Origin of the sequence: Brevibacillus brevis, from assembly GCF_031583145.1 — a bacterium.
Classification (GTDB): domain Bacteria; phylum Bacillota; class Bacilli; order Brevibacillales; family Brevibacillaceae; genus Brevibacillus; species Brevibacillus brevis_E.
Window position 1 is genome coordinate 5,193,279 of record NZ_CP134050.1, and the last position, 16,171, is coordinate 5,209,449.

Genomic DNA, 16,171 nt, shown 5'->3' on the forward strand with positions numbered 1-16,171 from the left:
CGAACAAAAAGACAACCGGGACCGTATCAATGGCCCCGGCTTCTCTCTATATAGGGAAGAACTCCCCCTTACCCTTTGGAAACTCCCAGCTTGCAGGCTCCCTGGCTGCAATTGCACGATTCGCAGGCGGAAATCGCCGGAGGAGGTGCAGTCCGTTTCCGTTTGTTTTTGTCCGCCAAATAATGAATCAGCCGAGCGGAGTTCAGGACGACCAGCACAGACGTCGCATTGTGGACGAAAGCGCCGCCCACAGGGCCGAGGATCCCAACCATTGCCAGGACGACTGCTGCAGCGTTGATGGCGCTGGAGACGATCAGGTTTTGACGAATGACGCGCAGCGTCTTGCGGCCGAGCTCTGCCACGTCCGCTACCTTGGCAATGTCGTCGGTCATGATGACGATGTCGGCAGCCTCTGCCGCGATCTGCGTGCCTCCCGCTCCCATGGCGATGCCGACGTGTGCCGATGTGAGCGCCGGAGCGTCGTTGATTCCGTCTCCCACCATCCCGACGACAAGTCCTCTAGCCCTGTACTCTTCGACTCGCCGGTACTTCGCTTCGGGGAACTGCTCGGCGTACACCGTCGTGACTCCGGCCTGGCGGGCGATTTGCTCGGCCGCTCCGCGATTGTCCCCCGTCAGCATGGCGATCTCCCCTACGCCATGGAGACGCAGGCGGCCAATCGTTTCGCGCGATTCCACCCGCACGCGGTCTGCCAGAGACACCATTCCGATCAATTGGCCTTCACTGGCTACGAAGACAGCCGTCTGACCGGCCTTTTCCTGCTCCTCCTGCAGATGGCGCAGCTCCTCCGTGGACACGCCCCGTTCTGCGAAGAAACGACGATTCCCTACGAGCACCCGACGTCCCTCCACCAGGCCGGATACGCCGTTTCCGGGATGAACTACAAACGAATCGACGTCGGGAAGGACGAGCCGCTGCTCCTGGCTCGCAGCGACGATCGCTTGCGCCAGCGGATGCTCCGAATGCCGCTCCAGTGCGGCAGCCAGCCGCAGCACCTCCTCCTGCTTCAGGCTGTGCAAACGGGCGATGCCGGTGACTTGCAGCTTTCCTTCCGTCAGCGTACCGGTCTTGTCGAACAGCAGGGCGTTTACCAGACCGATCTGCTCCAAAGCTGCACCGCTTTTGATCAGGATCCCGTGCTTGGCGGCACTACCGATTCCCGCCATGATGGCCGTCGGGGTAGCGAGCACGAGGGCGCACGGACAAAAGACGATGAGGATGGTGACTGCCCGCACCAAATCGCCTGTGAACAAGTACATCAACACCGCCAGCGCGAGGCTGCTCGGAACGATCCATGCGGCCCAGCGGTCAAGCAGGCGCTGGACAGGAGCCTTGCGCTCCAGCGCTTCGGCAACCAGGCGAGTGACCTTGGCAAAGGTGGTCTCTTCTCCGACCCGATCCGCCACGACTTCGATCACTCCGTTCGTGTTGATCGTCCCCATGTACACTTCGTCGCCCGCACGCTTTTCCACCGGCAACGATTCTCCCGTCAATGCCGCCTGGTTCACCGCAGCCTGGCCGCTTGCCACCGTTCCGTCTACTGGGACCTTCTCGCCCGGCTTCACCTGGATGAGATCACCGCGCACGACCTTTGCGAGGGCGATTTCGGCCCACTCCTCCTGACGCTTGACGCGGGCGGTTTGCGGTGCCAACTGCACCATTTCCTCCAGAGCGGATGCTGCCTTGGCCACTGTCCGGTTTTCCAGCCACATACCGATCATCATGATCAAGGCCACTTCTCCTGCCGCGAAGATTTCCCCGATGCCGACAGCCGCCGCGATCGCAATGGCGACCAGCACATCGCTGTTGATCGACCTCTCCGCAAACAGCTCTTTGAGCGCCGCCACAGCAATCGGCACCCCGCACAAAAACACCGCCAGCCAGGAAAGCTCCACTCCCCCGACTTCCCCGTACAGCCAGCTGACCAACAACCCGATGCCGGATACAACCATTGCCGCTTTTTGCCACATGCGATCCACTCTCCTTTTTTATGTCCATGGGTACACATTCGCAGTTCTTTGCTGAGAAAGAGAATCAGAGTTATTTCCCCCGTAAAAACAGTGGAAGCTGCTGCCCGAAGGCAACAGCATCCTTAATTGATAATGATTATTCCTATCTTTACTTAGGTGAATTTTTTTGGGCAAGGGAAATAATTTTATAATCATTCTAATTTGCTCCATCCTTTTCGTCAATCCCTTTTTTTCCAGACCCTGCCTCATGCGTAATGTAGCCGTCTGCTGCTCATGCTAAGGACCGAGGTGGTTTTCATGAATCGGAAAAAATGGGTCGCCCTGCTTATCATCCTCGTCGTCTTCATCGCAGGACTCCTGGTCGAAACCGTATCCGACACCAATGCGAGGCTCGCCGACCATCCGGGAATCTCCTGGGAAGAAAACATCGTGTCCGGTTCCGGGACAGGCAAAATCGTCCAGCTGTTTGTCAGCGGCGTCATCTCGGGAGAGCCGAGTGCGGCCGGCGCGCCATCCATGAGCGAGGTGCTTGCCGAACAGCTGCGCCGGGTGGAAGAAGACCCCTCTGTCAAGGCTCTGGTGTTGCGGATCAACAGTCCTGGCGGCGAGGTGGTCGCGACCGACGAGCTGCACACCCGTCTCTTGCGGCTTAAGCAGGTACGGCGCATTCCCATCGTCGTGAGCATGGGTTCCACAGCCGCGTCGGGCGGCTATTATTTGGCGACGGCCGGAGATGCGATTTTTGCCAATCCGAACACTTTGACGGGAAGTCTCGGCGTCATTTTCAACCTGCTCAATTACAGCGAGGCCGCAAACAAACTCGGAGTCCATCAGTTCGCGATCAAAAGCGGACGGTTCAAGGACATCGGCAGTCCCTTCCGGCCACTCACAACTCCAGAGAGGCAAATTTTTCAGTCGCTGGTCAACGAAAGCTACCAAAAGTTTGTCGATGTGATCGTCAAGGGACGCAATCTGTCGCGGCAGCGTGTCCTTGAAATCGCGGACGGTCGCGTGTATTCCGGCGAGCAGGCCAAGCGGCTGGGCCTCATCGACCAGTTCGGGGATTTGGAAGAGGCGACCCGCTACGCTCTCTCCCTTTCAGGCGAACGGGAAGCGACAGTGGTCCGCTATACCGATCAGCTCTCGCTTAGCAAATTGCTGTTCAGCCTCAAGCAGCATCTGGCCAACCCCGATCCGCTTGGCCTCTCCCGGTCGCTCGAACGTCAGAGCTCGCCTCAGCTTTTATATCAGTTCATGCCGTAAAGAAGGGAACGACACGTCTATGGAAACCCGATCGGACGAACATTACGCTTCCGCTGACGCCACCCCTGGCTATCGCTTTGCGGGATTTTGGATCCGCGTCGTCGCCTCCTTGCTGGACTCTCTGTTTCTGGTGGGTGTCAGCATGCTCCTCTTCAATCCTTTGCGCCGCGCCTGGGGCGTATGGGGTGCTTATTTTTCCATCGTCGACCTGGCGGAAGTCGCCTTTGATCTGCTGTACTTCATCCTGCTCACCTGGTGGACCGGGCAGACGCTCGGCAAGATCATCACTGGCATTCGCGTAGTCAATGCCCGGCACTCCCGGAAAAACTTGAGCGCCGGACAAGTGATTTTGCGCGAAGTCATCGGAAAAGCGCTGTCTTCCCTGCTGTTTGGCATCGGGTATATGTGGGCAGGCTGGAACGCCCGCAAGCAAGGCTGGCACGATTTGCTCGCCAAAACATACGTCATACGCGAAGAGCGGGACTAAAGGACCCTTCCAAAGCGGCCCAAACGTCCCGGTCTGCTTGGCGCGGCTCATTCGCAAAAGATAATTCCCTTCCTTGTCCCTATTGTTGATTGATAAACAGATGGTTACAATTACCTCCAAGGCATGACCCACACGAGGAGGTATGATTGATGCGCAAAAAGTATGCAGGCAGCATCCTCGCCGCCGGCCTATCCCTTGCTTTGCTTGGCATCGCACCGCCGCTTGTTCAGGCGGTAGCAGCCCCGATCGCCGCCACGGCATCCACACCCGTCACCCAGACATCTGTCTATGGAATCCAGCTGGGTATGACTGCTGCGCAAGTCGAACAGATTTTGGGACAGCCAGCCCGCAAGGATCCCAGCACTACCGGAGTGGAATGGTGGATTTACAACCGCGATCTCAACCATTACATACAAGTCGGCATCCAAAATGCCAAAGTGGTCACGATGTTCACCAATGGTGCCAATGCCCGCGTCAAAGGAATGGGCATCGGATCCACAACCGCCGAATTGCAAAAAGCGTGGGGAGCCCCGCCAAGCTCACTCGCCATAACCCCCACGTTGAAAATCAACGGCAACACGCTCGGTCATCCGAGTTATTCCCTGAACAATCAGATTGTTACGTTTTCCATTGACCAGCTCGGGGGCGGCAAAATCGCTGGCATCCGCCTTTCTACCCCCGACTACTTCAGCTCAATCGCAATCGGCTTGATGTATCCCATTTCCTATACCCGACTGCCCGCCCAGCCGGTCTTGACGGAGCAGCAGCGCCAAGCGGCGGCGCTCGCGAGCGAGAGGGAGAACTTCGATCTGCTCAACATCACAAGAGCCAGAGCCAATTTGCCTCTGCTTGCCTGGGACGAGAAGGTAGCGACAGTGGCCCGCGCCCATAGCCAGGACATGGCGAAAAACAACTATTTCAACCACACGTCCCAGACGACGGGCAGCCCGTTCGACCGTCTCAAGCACGCTGGCATTTTGTACGGCTATGCCGGAGAAAACATCGCGTACGGACAACTGGACGGGGTCGAAGCGCACATGGGCTGGATGAACTCCGCCGGCCATCGCAAAAACCTCCTCGAGCCCCACTACAAGCAGGTTGGCGTTGGCATCTCGTACAAAGACGGACGAGCCTATTACACGCAAAACTTCGTATCCAAGATGTAGCACAAAAAGACCCTTCCCGTTCACCCGCCGACTGGGGGCATTCGGGAAGGGTCTTCTCGTCTTGGCCTATCCTTTCAGCAAATGCTTCATGACTTTTCCCAGCCCGTTGACAGGAAGGCTGGGGACAAACACAACCTCGGGAATCTTGTACTCGGCCAGCCTTTCCCGGCAGACGCTCACGATATCGGCTTCGGTCAAAGGACTCCCCTCTTTTTTGACGACGTACGCGCGGGGAACCTCCCCCAGCTTCTCGTGAGCGACCCCCACCACCGCCACCTCCATCACATCCGGAATATGGTCGATGACATCCTCCACTTCGATCGGATACACGTTGTCGCCGCCGACCAGGATCATCTCCTTGTAGCGCCCGGAAATGTACAAAAATCCCTCCGGATCGAGTCTGCCCGCGTCTCCCATATGATACCAGCCATCGATCAGCACTTTAGCTGTCGCCTCCGGGTTGTGCAAGTATCCTTTAAACAGATACGGGCTCTTGATCAGGACCTCCCCTACTTCTCCTGCCGGCATCTCTTCGCCAGTGGACGGATGCGCGATCCTTACCTGCACGTTTTTGAACGGACGGCCCACGGAATCGATGGAATCCAGTCCCATGATCGGATGCCAGCCGCTGACGAATGCCGCTTCCGTGCTCCCGTATCCTTGCGTCATCGGAATGCCCAGCTCCAGATACCTTTTGATCAGGGCCGCAGAGGCTTTCGTCCCGCCCGTGGAAACGAATTGCAATGACGAGATGTCCCATTGGTCCCGCTTCAGTTCCTCAAGAATGTAGGCATACACCGAAGGAAACGCGAACATCGCCTCGATCTTCTGCTCCGCGATCGTTTTCAGGATGGATACGGGATCCCCGTCTGCCAACAGGACGATCGTGTTTCCACTGTATACGTTGAAAAAGATCATCGAGGTGCTGCTCATGTGAAACAGCGGATGGACCGCCAAAAAACGCTTCGGCTGCTCCGTCCGGACACGCCCTTCCCGCAAGTACGTATCGTAGCAGCCATGAGAAATCATGCAGCCCTTGGGTGTCCCGGTCGTGCCGGAAGTAAACAGGATCACCGCCAGATCGTCCTCCCCCACTTCCGTATCGGGAAGGACATCCGGCTGCTCTTGAAAAATGCGTGCGAACTCATCCGTCATCGCAAGTCCGCTTCCGGCGGATACCCACCTGGCCGCTCCTCCGTTTTCCCGGGCGATGGCAATGGCATCCGCAAAATCGAGATCGTAAAACAGCACTTTCGGCTTTGCGATCTGCAGAATGCCGTCCAATTCAAAAGCGGTCAGGCGCCAGTTGAGCGGGATCGCTACCGCTCCGATTTTGAGTGTCGCCAGCAGAATCGTCGGAAAGGGATGGTCGTTTTTGCACAGAATCCCGACGAAATCGCCTTTTCGGACACCTGCTTCCAGGAGGAAGGAGGCCAATTGATTGGTGCGCTGGTCCAATTCTTTATACGTAAAGGCATGATTCGCCGACACCAGCGCTTGGACATCCGGTGATTGCCGAGCGTGGTCCGTCACGTAACGGTGCAGGGTCCCCATCTTTATCCCTCCAAAAGACAATCGGTTTCCCCTTACTATGCCCAAAAAGGCTCGCCCATTGTAAGGCGAGCCTTTTTCGTTTGATTGCTTCTTTCTATTTGACGGTAGCCGTATTGGCAGCCGGGGCGGGAGGCGTCTCACTGTCGTCGGAAAAGAACGGAATGATCACCAGGCTGATCAGAAAAAACAAGATCCAAACGAGCCCCCGCTTGAAAACAGACGGAGTAAGCATCGGGTCAACCCCTTCAAACATTTCTTTCCATATATCTCTACGTTTCCCCACCCCGCGCCCGTTTATGCTTTTTTTTCATAGCGCCTGTTTTTTTTGCAGGAAAAAAGCGCCTTCCCCGCGCGGAGACAGACGCTTTTTTCAACAGAAATTCACTTACCCCTGTTTTTGTACAGGGGCCGAGACTTGATCCATTCGTGTCCTTCCCCGTTGTACAGCCAGGCAAGCGGCTGCGAATACGAACAGGAACGCCCCCATGAGCCAGAATATCGTCCATGGCTCCCATACTTCCATCAGAAATCCGTTTACATTCGGGGCCAGGATGCTCGCCACTCCGAAATTGATGCCCGCCACGATTCCGGCTGTCGGAACCATGGAGGCAGGCAATATATCGGCAGCGAACGCCAATCCCAGGGAGTAGAACGATCCCACGGCGGCTCCCGCAATGGCGAGCAGAAGCATCATCAGCCAGACATTCTCCCCGGACAGCGGGAACAGGAAAAAGGCGATCCCGCCTGTCAGAGCGCACGCTGTCATCACCCGTTTGCGTCCGATCCGGTCGCTCAGCGTCCCCAGAGGCATTTGCAAAATAATGCTGCCCACGACGAACGATGGCAAAATAATCGAGACCCATTCGATCGACAGTCCCGTGCGCAGCGCGTAAACCGGAAAGCTGCCGTTCAGGGAGGTCTCCATGAAGCCGTACAAGAACGACGGAATCAGGGCCAGCCAGCCGAGGCGCAGCACGGCTGCGTATTTGTTCTCTTTCTTCTCCGTCTGCTCGATTGCGTCCGGAAACTCGTTTTTCATCCGTCCCAATAGCACAAAAGCGAGCGCGTACAGGACGAGCAGCGTCCCAAACGGCACCCACAGCCCAAACGGGAGCAGGTTCAGCCCGAGCGGCCCGGCGCTAAAGCCCACGCCGTATGCCAGTCCGTACAGGGAAAGGTCGCGTCCGCGATTTTCCGGGGCCGCGATTTTCGTGACCCACATTTGACTGGAGTAGTGCAGGCTCGAGTCGCCGATTCCCATCAGCAGCCTCAGGACAAACCAGACGGCCAGATGGGAGAACATCGGGATCAGAGCCGTAGCCACCGTGAGCAATGACAGCCCGAAAACGATCGTTTTCAAATATCCAAACCTGCGAAGGGGGATTTCCAGAAAAGGCGAGATGAGCACCATCCCGATGTACAGTGCCGCAGCGTTCAGCCCGTTCATCACCGAGGATACGCCTTCCCTCTCCAGCAATACCGCCAGCAGCGGGATGCTCAGCCCCTGGCTGAGACCGGCGATCGCCACTACCGCAATCAACACCCAAAACGTGTATCGCGAAGCTGACATGGTGTTGATCTCCTTTCTCTTCATTTCCATGAAAAATAGTTATCCGTTCGTCGCCACCGTCACATGTCCTTGCTGGAGCTGATACATTTTGTGATACAGACCATCCTGCTCCATCAGCTCGTCATGCGTACCCCGCTCGACGATTTGCCCGCGTGACAGCACCAGAATTTGATCCGCGTGCTGGATCGTCGACAGGCGGTGAGCGATGATAAATGTCGTACGTCCGCGAGACAGCACGTGCAGGGCCTCCTGGATCGCCGACTCGGTCTCGCTGTCGATGCTGGCCGTCGCTTCGTCCAGGATGAGAATGGCCGGATCGGCCGCCAGCGCCCGTGCAAACGAGATCAGCTGGCGTTGCCCTGCCGAGAGCGTCATCCCCCGTTCCACCACCGGCTCTTCGTACCCTCCCGGCAGCTGCCGGATAAACGCGTCTGCCTTTACTGCCTCGGCGGCCCGCCGCACTTCTTCGTCCGTGATGGCGTCGTTGTACATCCGGATATTGAAGCCGATGCTGCCCGTAAACAAAAACGGATCCTGAAGCACCAGTCCGACATGCTTGCGAAGCGCCTGGGTATCGATGCGGCTCATATCCGTACCATCGATCAAGATCCTGCCGTCTGTCACCGGATAAAAACCGAGCAGCAGATTCATCAGGGAGCTTTTGCCCGAGCCCGTATGCCCGACAAGCGCGATCGTCTGCCCGGGCTTGGCGGTAAAGGAGACATTTTGGAGTACGTATTCGTCTCCTGTATAGGAAAACGAGACGTTCTCAAACACCACCTCGCCGCGCGGCCGCTCGATTTCTGCAGGCAGCTGCCCTTGCTGCGCCTCCTGCTCCGTGTCGAGGATGTCAAACACGCGCTTGGCTGAGATGGCAGCCTGCTGCAGCTGTGACAGACGGTTCATGATCATGTTTATCGGCTCAAAGAATCGCCCCATATAGTCCACGAAGGCGAACAAGGCCCCGAAGGAAATGGCGCTGTGGAAGGACGTGGATCCGTAATACCAGACGATGATCGTCAGCACGACTTTCCAAATCAGATCGACCGCCGGCCGCAGAAGAAGCGACTCCAGATTGTTCTCCTTCAGCTTGACCTTGAAGTACTCCTCATTGACCTTGGAAAACTCCTCCGCCACGCCTTGTTCCCGCCGAAACGCCTGAACGATCGCCATGTTCTGAATCATTTCGTTGATCGTCGCATTCATGTCGCTCAGCCGGGTGCGAATGATGGCGTAGTAGCGGGAGCTGTATTTATGGTAGAAATACACGAGCAGCACCAGGATCGGCACCGTCAAAAAGCAGATCAGCGCGAGCTGCGGCTGCAGGATGTACAGCGCGACGAGAATTCCGACCAGATAAATGCCGTTTTGCACAAATGTCGCGAGCACGCTCACATACAGCTCGCGGATGGCTTCCGTATCGTTGCTGACGCGGGAGACGAGCGAGCCGACCGGCGTCTTGTCAAAAAAGGAGACCGGCAGCTTTTGCAAGTGGATGAACAGCTTCATCCGCATCTGCTGAATAATGCGCTGCGCAATCGTCTGCAGCCACAAAATCTGGATGTAATTGAAGCCGGCGGACAGCAGGATCAAGGCGGCATATCCGGCAGACAGCCAGAGGATCGGAGGCACCTCGGCCTGGTACATCGCTTTGACCTCGGAGGTCGTGAGGCGAATCCCGCTCAGTGCCGCACCTGCATTCGCCAGGTCCGCTCCCTTGCCTAACGTCACTTCCACTCGTTCACGCCCGTTTTCAGCGGGGAGAGCCGTCACTTGCTTTTCTTCATTAGGCTGGACGGTTCCATGCACGAGATAGTACGCTGTCCCTTCTACCAACACGCTCACCGGTACGGCTGAAGGGCTTTGGGCTGTCGTCGCTCCCGGATCCGCGAGCCAATCCTCGCGAACGTAGTACTTTTTGTCCAGCTGCACTGTGTTTTCCGCCGCCGCCGGGGCCTTATCGAATTCGTACCAGGGCTTTTGAATGGCAAGGATATGATTGTCGATCATCACCTTCGCCAGGAACGGCCCCGCCAGCTCCGCGCTCGTGCCGAGCAGGAGCAGAAGCAGCGCTCCCGCTATTTGTTTTTGGAACGGCCGGGCGTATTCCACCAACCGTTGCCATACGCTTTGCCCGCTCATGAAACGCACTCCTTCCTGCCTCTACCCGGCGACATCCTGTTCCATCTGCTGACGCCGGAACTGTTCGGCGTACCAGCCGTTTTGCGCCATCAGTTCCTCATGCGTGCCGCGTTCCACGATCTGTCCTTCATCCAGGACCAGAATCAGGTGGGCGTGCTGCACGCTTGACAGTCGATGGGCGGTAATGATCGTGGTTTTTCCGGCGCGCTCCTGCCGCAGATGGCGCAGAATGCTCTCTTCGGTCCGGGCATCGACGGCAGACAGGGAATCGTCCAGGATCAAAATGTCCGCATCCAGAAGCAAGGCGCGGGCGATGGAAATCCGCTGCTTTTGGCCGCCGGAGAGCGAAACGCCCCGCTCTCCCACCTTCGTTTCCACTCCTTCGCGGAATTGCAGGAGGTCGCTGCCCATCTCAGCCAGCTCCAGAGCGCGAAGCACTTCCTTAGAAGTCGCTTCCGGCTTTCCGAATGCCACGTTGTCCGCGATGGTTCGGGAAAACAGCAAGTGCTCCTGCGGCACATAGCCGATTTTCCCGCGCAAGGCCGAAAGCGACAGAGACTCGATGGGCACACCCCCTACGAAAAGCGAACCCGGCTGCAGCTGGTATTGATGCAAGAGCGAGCGGCACAGCGTAGACTTGCCGCTGCCCGTACGCCCGACGATCCCGAGCGTCTCGCCTTCGCCCAGCGTAAAGGTGATGTCGCGCAAGGCAGGCTTATCTGCACCGGGGTAGGCAAAAGTAAAACGGCGCGCCTCCACGACATTGGACAAGACGGAGGTGATCGGATCCGCCTGGTCCCGGACATCCGGCTCCTCTATGAACAGCTCCGACAGACGCTTGTGCGAAGCACCTCCGCGCTGCAAGACGTTGACCAGCCAGCCAAAGGCGAACATCGGCCAGATCAACAGCCCCAGATACATGTTGAAGGCGGCCAGATCGCCCAAGGAAATCGCGCTCGTAAAGACAAGATACGTGCCGTAGCCCAGCCCGATCAAAAAGCTGAAGCCGATGATGATCCCGATCGTCGGCTCGAACAGCGCGTCGATGCGCGACACGCTCACATTTCGCTCCAGCGTCTTTTCGCTTACGCGGCGATAGGCTTCCACATCCGCTTTTTCCTGGACGAATGCGCGGAGCACCCGCACGCCGGAGACGGACTGCTGGACGTGGTCGTTCATTTCGCCGAATGCTTCCTGCGCCAGGTAAAAGCGCTCGTGAAGCAGCCTGCCGTAGTACGCCGTCGACCACGCCAGAAACGGCATCGGGATCAAGGCTGCGAGCGTCAGCTTCCAGTCGATCGCGGTCACCATGACGACCAGCGTCACCAGCGTCATGAACAGCGAATCGGCCAGCGTCAGCACCCCCGTGCTCGCCGTCTGTTCGATGGCAGGGATGTCGTTGGTCGCGACCGCCATCAGGTCGCCGCTGCGCTTTCGCGAATAAAAGGAAGGCGTCATGCGGGTCAGATGGGCAAACAGCCGATCGCGCAGAGTCCGCTCCAATATCAGCGCTCCTCCGTTCAACAGGTAGCGCCACATGAAGCGCATGCCGTACAGGGCCAAACCGAGCAGGAGCAAGATCGTGACCGTCTTCATCAGTGCGGGAGCCGTAAGCGAGCTGTCGCGGATGGAGTCGACCATCTCCCCGATCAGCCGCGGCGGCAGCAGCATGAGCAGATCAATCAGAAACAAAAAGGCGATTCCGACCGTATATCGCTTCCAATGCGCTTTGAAAAACCAGGATAATTGCCGGAGTGTCTGCATATCGTCCACCTCTTTTCCCAAGACGCTTCCCTTCAGGAAACTTCTGATTCCGTGAAAAAAGGAGCTGCTACACGCGCAGGCCCCTTTTTGGCTTTCTCCATCGTAATTTACTGAATTTTCCTTGTCAATCTAACTTTTTTTCCTGTTCCGCCCCTCCGCCCACTCTTCACGAAGCAGACTGTAAACAGCATGGTCGACGTAGTGGTCGTACAGAAATTCATTTCGCCGCAAGACGCCTTCCAGTTGAAATCCGAGGCGTTCCGGGATCGACCTGCTCTTGTAGTTGGCGGTCGCCGCCTGGATCGTCACTTTTTCCAGATCCCACGAGCCGAAGATCAGCCTGTCGATATAGGCAGCGACGGCTTCTGTCATCAGCCCCTTGCCCTGGAACTGCGCTCCCAGCCAATAGCCGATCGAGGTCTTCTTGTTGATCCAGTCGATGTTGTGGACGCCCAGCGTTCCCGCCAGCCGGCCTTTGTGCCAAATCCCGTAGTGCGTCCCCTGATTGTTGTTGTGCTGATTCACCGTCATCTGGATGAACTGGGCCGTATCCTCCACACGCCGCGCGTAATCGAGCCAGGGCAGCCATTCCCGCAAATAGGAGCGATTCGTATCCGTCAGCCAAAACATCTCGGCTGCATCCGCAGGTTCCAGCTGTTTCAAGTGTGAATCTTCGGTCATCGGTATCCGTCTCATGTGCTTCCCTCCATCGCTTCTCTATTGCCATGCGGGCACCAGTCCCCTGTTGTGCTTACGCTCGATTATGGTACAGAGGCGATTGTTTGGCAAGATAACGGTGTTGCTGTATAGACTTCGGGAAAAAGAAAAAGCTGACACGCTGGCCCTCCAAGATTAAGATACAGGGTGGAAAATCGCCTGATAAGGAGCTTGACGGTAACGATGCGTTCAGACTGGTTTCTCAAAAGAGCAGCTCACAGTCTTTATGCTCCCATACATCAAATAAATTCCCGTCCGGGTCTTCAAAAACGAAAAATTTTCCGTAAATGCCTTCATTGCTGATTGGTCTCGTCTTAACCCCGTCAGAGGTCAATCTTGCGTATAACGCTTCAATATCATCCGTAAAAAATGTGATAACCCATCGAGTCCGTCCATTTACTTCAAAAACTGCCCGCGTATCATTATCCGATTCGATTACATCAAGGATGGGGCGGTTATCCCTGAATAAACTTAAATAGTTACCCCTATCGTTTCTGATGGTAAAACCAAAATGCCTGACAAACCACTCTCCAGATTTCTTAGCATCTTTGACTGGAATTACATTATAGGCAATGCCCAAGATCCTCCCATTCCCCATACAAATCAGCCCCTGTCTTCACCATTTCCAAGACATTCGTTCAAGGCGGCCCCGGACATCCTGCCCTCGCTTCTTCGATTTTCTCAAGTACAGTATGTTTCATATCGGCTAAGCCTCCATAACCCCCTAGTCATCCGGCCACTCTCTTCCCTCACATTTCTGAAGGGATCTACAAAAAGTTCTGCGCTTCGATCCTTGAATCCTCGTACGACTGGAAATATTTTACTCACCCTTTAATTCAGTTAGCTTCCCTTCCTATCCCGTACGAATCAAAGACTTCTACGTGAATTCCTCGCAAAAAAGCACCTGCCTCCGACAGAGAAGCAGGTGCTTTTCGCTATTTCTTGCTGGTACCGATCTCTTCCGGCTTGAATATGCCGGTCTCGGTCACGATTGCGGTGATGTATGCCGCAGGCGTCACGTCGAACGCCGGATTGTACACTTTGACGCCGTCCGGAGCCACTTGCTTGCCCAGGCCGCGCGTGATTTCCTCCGCCGGACGCTCCTCGATCGGGATGTCCGCTCCGGTCGGCGTCTCCAGGTCAACCGAGGAGAGCGGCGCCGCCACGTAAAACGGAATGCCGTGAGCCTTGGCCAGTACTGCGACCCCGTACGTGCCGATCTTGTTCGCCACGTCACCGTTTGCCGCCACGCGGTCGGTTCCGACGATTACCGCCTGCACTTTGCCTTGGGACATGACCATTGCCGCCATGTTGTCGCAGATCAGCGTGACATCGATACCCGCCTGCTGCAGCTCGTACGCGGTGAGGCGGGCGCCCTGGAGCACCGGCCGTGTCTCGTCCGCGTACACCTTCAGGTCCCAGCCCCGCTCTTTGGCAAGGTAGAACGGAGCGGTCGCCGTCCCGTACGCTGCCGTCGCAAGCGCGCCCGGATTGCAGTGGGTCAGGACCCCCATTCCGTCGTGCAGGAGCGTCAGCAGATGCTCCCCGATCGTCCGGCACACTTCCGCATCTTCTTTCTGGATCGCCAGCGCTTCGTCGAGAACCGCGGCCTTTAGCTCGGCTACCGGTTTGGCCCCTTCCTGTTGCACGCGGGCCTTGACCCGGTCGAGCGCCCAAAACAGGTTGACCGCTGTAGGGCGGGAGGTGCCCAGGTAGTCTGCCTGGGCTTTCAGTTCGTTCCAAAATGATTCGTGATCGGCCGCCTCGCTGTTGCGAACGCCCAAATACAGGCCGTAGGCGGCCGACATTCCGATGGCGGGAGCGCCGCGCACCTGCATGCTGCGGATGGAGTCCCACACCTGTTCGGAAGTCGTCAAAGTCAAATATACGGTTTCTACGGGCAAGAGCGTCTGGTCGAGCAGGACAAGTGCATCATTCTCCCACTTGACCGGCGCTAGCTGAGTGCTGGTTGTCATACGGTTGTGGCCTCCTGATAAAATCGAGCTGTCACGGTGCGGACGATGTCTGTGATGTCCGTGGATTCCTCTACGTTGCCGCGGCCGAGAATCAACGCTTCCCCGATCGCCAGAGCCAAGCGCTCCGCTTCCGCGCGGGTCTGCGGATCTTCGATGCTGTTTAGGTCAGCCACGCCTGCCAGACCGATGACGCGGCGCAGGATTTTGCAGCCGGCAAAGCCTGCGGCATCCTGGATCAGCCGCTTCACGTAGCTTTGCCAGAAGCCTTCCACGTGGGCGCTGCGCTCTTTGGCGTGCCTGTGCCACAGCTGTACAAACTGGGACACGAATTCATTCCAGACATCTTCCACCGTCGTAAGCAAGTATTCGCGATACGATTCGCGTTCTCCTTGATCTTTTTGCAAGCCGTGCTGACCCGCGAAGTTGAGCAGCAGGTTGGCGATCACTGCGCCGATGTCAAAGCCGATCGGGCCGTAGTAGGCAAACTCGGGATCGATCGCTTTCATGCTGGTCGGTGTAATGAAAATGCTGCCGGTGTGCAGGTCTCCGTGGAGCAGGGCCTCCGCCCGCGTCAGGAAATCGTATTTCAGCTTGGCGATTTCCAGCTTGAGCGGCTTGTTGTTCCAGATCGCTTCCACCTCTTTTTGGATCAGCGGATTGAAATCGTTCGTCGGCGCGTTTTCATAAGGATCAGTAAAGACCAGATCTTCCGTAATTTTGCACAATTCCGGATTCAAGAATGTTCCGACGAGCGCCTTTTTGTCAAAGGGACTTGCGCCCAGATCAGAGGTGTAGAACAGCGTATGGGCGAGAAACTTGCCGATCTGCTTGGCGAACAGCGGATAGCGGTTGCCCTCGATCAACCCTTTGCGCATGATGATGTGGTCTCCCACGTTTTCCATGACGGTCAGCGCGAGCTCCTGATCGAAGTGGTACACCTGCGGCACAAGCTCCGGTACGAATTTGTGCTGAATGCGGAGCGCCTCACTCTCGATGCGCGCGCGATCCACGGTCAGCGGCCAGGATTCCCCTACCACTCGCGCATACGGCAAAGCCTGCTTGACGATGACGCTTTTTCCCGTCGCTTCGTCCCGAATGTCAAAAACCAGATTGAGGTTGCCGTCGCCGATTTCCTTGCTTGTGAGCGTGGCCCCCTCGTTAAACAGCCCCGGCAAAGCCTTTACATACTCAACTGCTTCCTGTTCGCTCAGTGCGCGATATGCCATGATTCTCATTCTCCCCTCTGCTCCATTTTTCGTATATTTCCAGCGGGCGGTCATGCTCCCCGGACTTTGCCCTGCTCCGGTGCGGCCAGCATTTCCCGTCAGTATGCAAAAAGACCTCTTTCCCGAAGAAAGAGGTCGCTGTCGTCACGTACAGAGAAACGTGCCTATGTCCCCCTTATCTTCCAGACCACTTTTGTTTCTGCAGGAATTAGCACCGTGCACGCCGCCTTTTTCAGTCGCCTAGCGCTTCTGAATGGCATCGTGTCGGTTGCCGGGTATCATCGGGCCAGTCCCTCCACCTTCTCTGGATAAGGT

At 56.8% G+C, this 16,171-nt stretch carries 13 protein-coding genes and 1 riboswitch; of the genes, 3 read left to right on the forward strand and 10 right to left on the reverse strand.

Annotation, left to right across the window (positions count from 1 at the left end):
- Positions 1 to 68: 68 nt before the first annotated feature.
- Complete coding sequence (locus tag RGB73_RS25760; RefSeq protein ID WP_310765917.1) at positions 69 to 1,991, reverse strand: heavy metal translocating P-type ATPase; 1,923 nt, start codon at positions 1,989 to 1,991, stop codon at positions 69 to 71.
- Positions 1,992 to 2,288: 297 nt separating this feature from the next.
- Here RGB73_RS25760 and sppA point away from each other — a divergent pair, with 297 nt between their 5' ends.
- From sppA to RGB73_RS25775, 3 genes are all read left to right on the forward strand, one after another.
- Positions 2,289 to 3,254, forward strand: coding sequence for a signal peptide peptidase SppA (gene sppA / locus RGB73_RS25765; RefSeq protein WP_310765919.1), 966 nt, complete (start codon positions 2,289 to 2,291; stop codon positions 3,252 to 3,254).
- 19 nt (positions 3,255 to 3,273) lie between these two features.
- Positions 3,274 to 3,741, forward strand: a complete 468-nt coding sequence (locus RGB73_RS25770) for an RDD family protein (RefSeq protein ID WP_310765921.1) — start codon at positions 3,274 to 3,276, stop codon at positions 3,739 to 3,741.
- 149 nt (positions 3,742 to 3,890) lie between these two features.
- Entirely contained in the window at positions 3,891 to 4,907 is a 1,017-nt protein-coding gene (locus RGB73_RS25775; RefSeq protein WP_310765923.1) for a CAP domain-containing protein, read from the forward strand.
- A 66-nt stretch (positions 4,908 to 4,973) separates the two neighbouring features.
- Here RGB73_RS25775 and RGB73_RS25780 read toward each other — a convergent pair whose 3' ends face one another.
- From RGB73_RS25780 to mtnK, 9 genes are all read right to left on the reverse strand, one after another.
- On the reverse strand, positions 4,974 to 6,461 hold the full coding sequence (locus tag RGB73_RS25780; RefSeq protein ID WP_310765925.1) for a class I adenylate-forming enzyme family protein: 1,488 nt from the start codon (positions 6,459 to 6,461) through the stop codon (positions 4,974 to 4,976).
- 94 nt (positions 6,462 to 6,555) lie between these two features.
- Entirely contained in the window at positions 6,556 to 6,693 is a 138-nt protein-coding gene (locus RGB73_RS25785; protein WP_310765927.1) for a hypothetical protein, read from the reverse strand.
- Between the two features lie 153 nt (positions 6,694 to 6,846).
- Positions 6,847 to 8,031: an MFS transporter gene (locus RGB73_RS25790; protein ID WP_310765928.1), complete on the reverse strand. Its 1,185-nt coding sequence runs from the start codon at positions 8,029 to 8,031 to the stop codon at positions 6,847 to 6,849.
- Between the two features lie 39 nt (positions 8,032 to 8,070).
- A complete protein-coding gene (locus tag RGB73_RS25795; RefSeq protein WP_310765930.1) occupies positions 8,071 to 10,173 on the reverse strand; it encodes an ABC transporter ATP-binding protein in 2,103 nt (700 codons plus the stop codon).
- Positions 10,174 to 10,194: 21 nt separating this feature from the next.
- On the reverse strand, positions 10,195 to 11,937 hold the full coding sequence (locus RGB73_RS25800; RefSeq protein WP_310765932.1) for an ABC transporter ATP-binding protein: 1,743 nt from the start codon (positions 11,935 to 11,937) through the stop codon (positions 10,195 to 10,197).
- A gap of 129 nt (positions 11,938 to 12,066) precedes the next feature.
- Positions 12,067 to 12,633, reverse strand: a complete 567-nt coding sequence (locus tag RGB73_RS25805; RefSeq protein ID WP_310765934.1) for a GNAT family N-acetyltransferase — start codon at positions 12,631 to 12,633, stop codon at positions 12,067 to 12,069.
- Between the two features lie 223 nt (positions 12,634 to 12,856).
- Positions 12,857 to 13,234, reverse strand: coding sequence for a VOC family protein (locus RGB73_RS25810; RefSeq protein WP_310765936.1), 378 nt, complete (start codon positions 13,232 to 13,234; stop codon positions 12,857 to 12,859).
- 355 nt (positions 13,235 to 13,589) lie between these two features.
- Positions 13,590 to 14,630 (reverse strand): S-methyl-5-thioribose-1-phosphate isomerase, encoded by a 1,041-nt coding sequence (gene mtnA, locus RGB73_RS25815; protein WP_310765938.1) that lies wholly within the window; start codon positions 14,628 to 14,630, stop codon positions 13,590 to 13,592.
- Positions 14,627 to 15,856, reverse strand: coding sequence for an S-methyl-5-thioribose kinase (gene mtnK / locus RGB73_RS25820; protein ID WP_310765940.1), 1,230 nt, complete (start codon positions 15,854 to 15,856; stop codon positions 14,627 to 14,629). Before mtnK ends, mtnA begins: the two co-directional genes overlap by 4 nt.
- 172 nt (positions 15,857 to 16,028) lie before the next feature.
- A riboswitch (SAM riboswitch) is annotated at positions 16,029 to 16,171 on the reverse strand.

Coding starts and splice junctions, on each gene's coding strand:
- RGB73_RS25760 (WP_310765917.1), bottom strand. CDS start 1,991: ATGTGGCAAAAAGCGGCAATGGTTGTATCCGGCATCGGGTTGTTGGTC.
- sppA (WP_310765919.1), top strand. CDS start 2,289: ATGAATCGGAAAAAATGGGTCGCCCTGCTTATCATCCTCGTCGTCTTC.
- RGB73_RS25770 (WP_310765921.1), top strand. CDS start 3,274: ATGGAAACCCGATCGGACGAACATTACGCTTCCGCTGACGCCACCCCT.
- RGB73_RS25775 (WP_310765923.1), top strand. CDS start 3,891: ATGCGCAAAAAGTATGCAGGCAGCATCCTCGCCGCCGGCCTATCCCTT.
- RGB73_RS25780 (WP_310765925.1), bottom strand. CDS start 6,461: ATGGGGACCCTGCACCGTTACGTGACGGACCACGCTCGGCAATCACCG.
- RGB73_RS25785 (WP_310765927.1), bottom strand. CDS start 6,693: ATGCTTACTCCGTCTGTTTTCAAGCGGGGGCTCGTTTGGATCTTGTTT.
- RGB73_RS25790 (WP_310765928.1), bottom strand. CDS start 8,031: ATGTCAGCTTCGCGATACACGTTTTGGGTGTTGATTGCGGTAGTGGCG.
- RGB73_RS25795 (WP_310765930.1), bottom strand. CDS start 10,173: ATGAGCGGGCAAAGCGTATGGCAACGGTTGGTGGAATACGCCCGGCCG.
- RGB73_RS25800 (WP_310765932.1), bottom strand. CDS start 11,937: ATGCAGACACTCCGGCAATTATCCTGGTTTTTCAAAGCGCATTGGAAG.
- RGB73_RS25805 (WP_310765934.1), bottom strand. CDS start 12,633: ATGAGACGGATACCGATGACCGAAGATTCACACTTGAAACAGCTGGAA.
- mtnA (WP_310765938.1), bottom strand. CDS start 14,630: ATGACAACCAGCACTCAGCTAGCGCCGGTCAAGTGGGAGAATGATGCA.
- mtnK (WP_310765940.1), bottom strand. CDS start 15,856: ATGGCATATCGCGCACTGAGCGAACAGGAAGCAGTTGAGTATGTAAAG.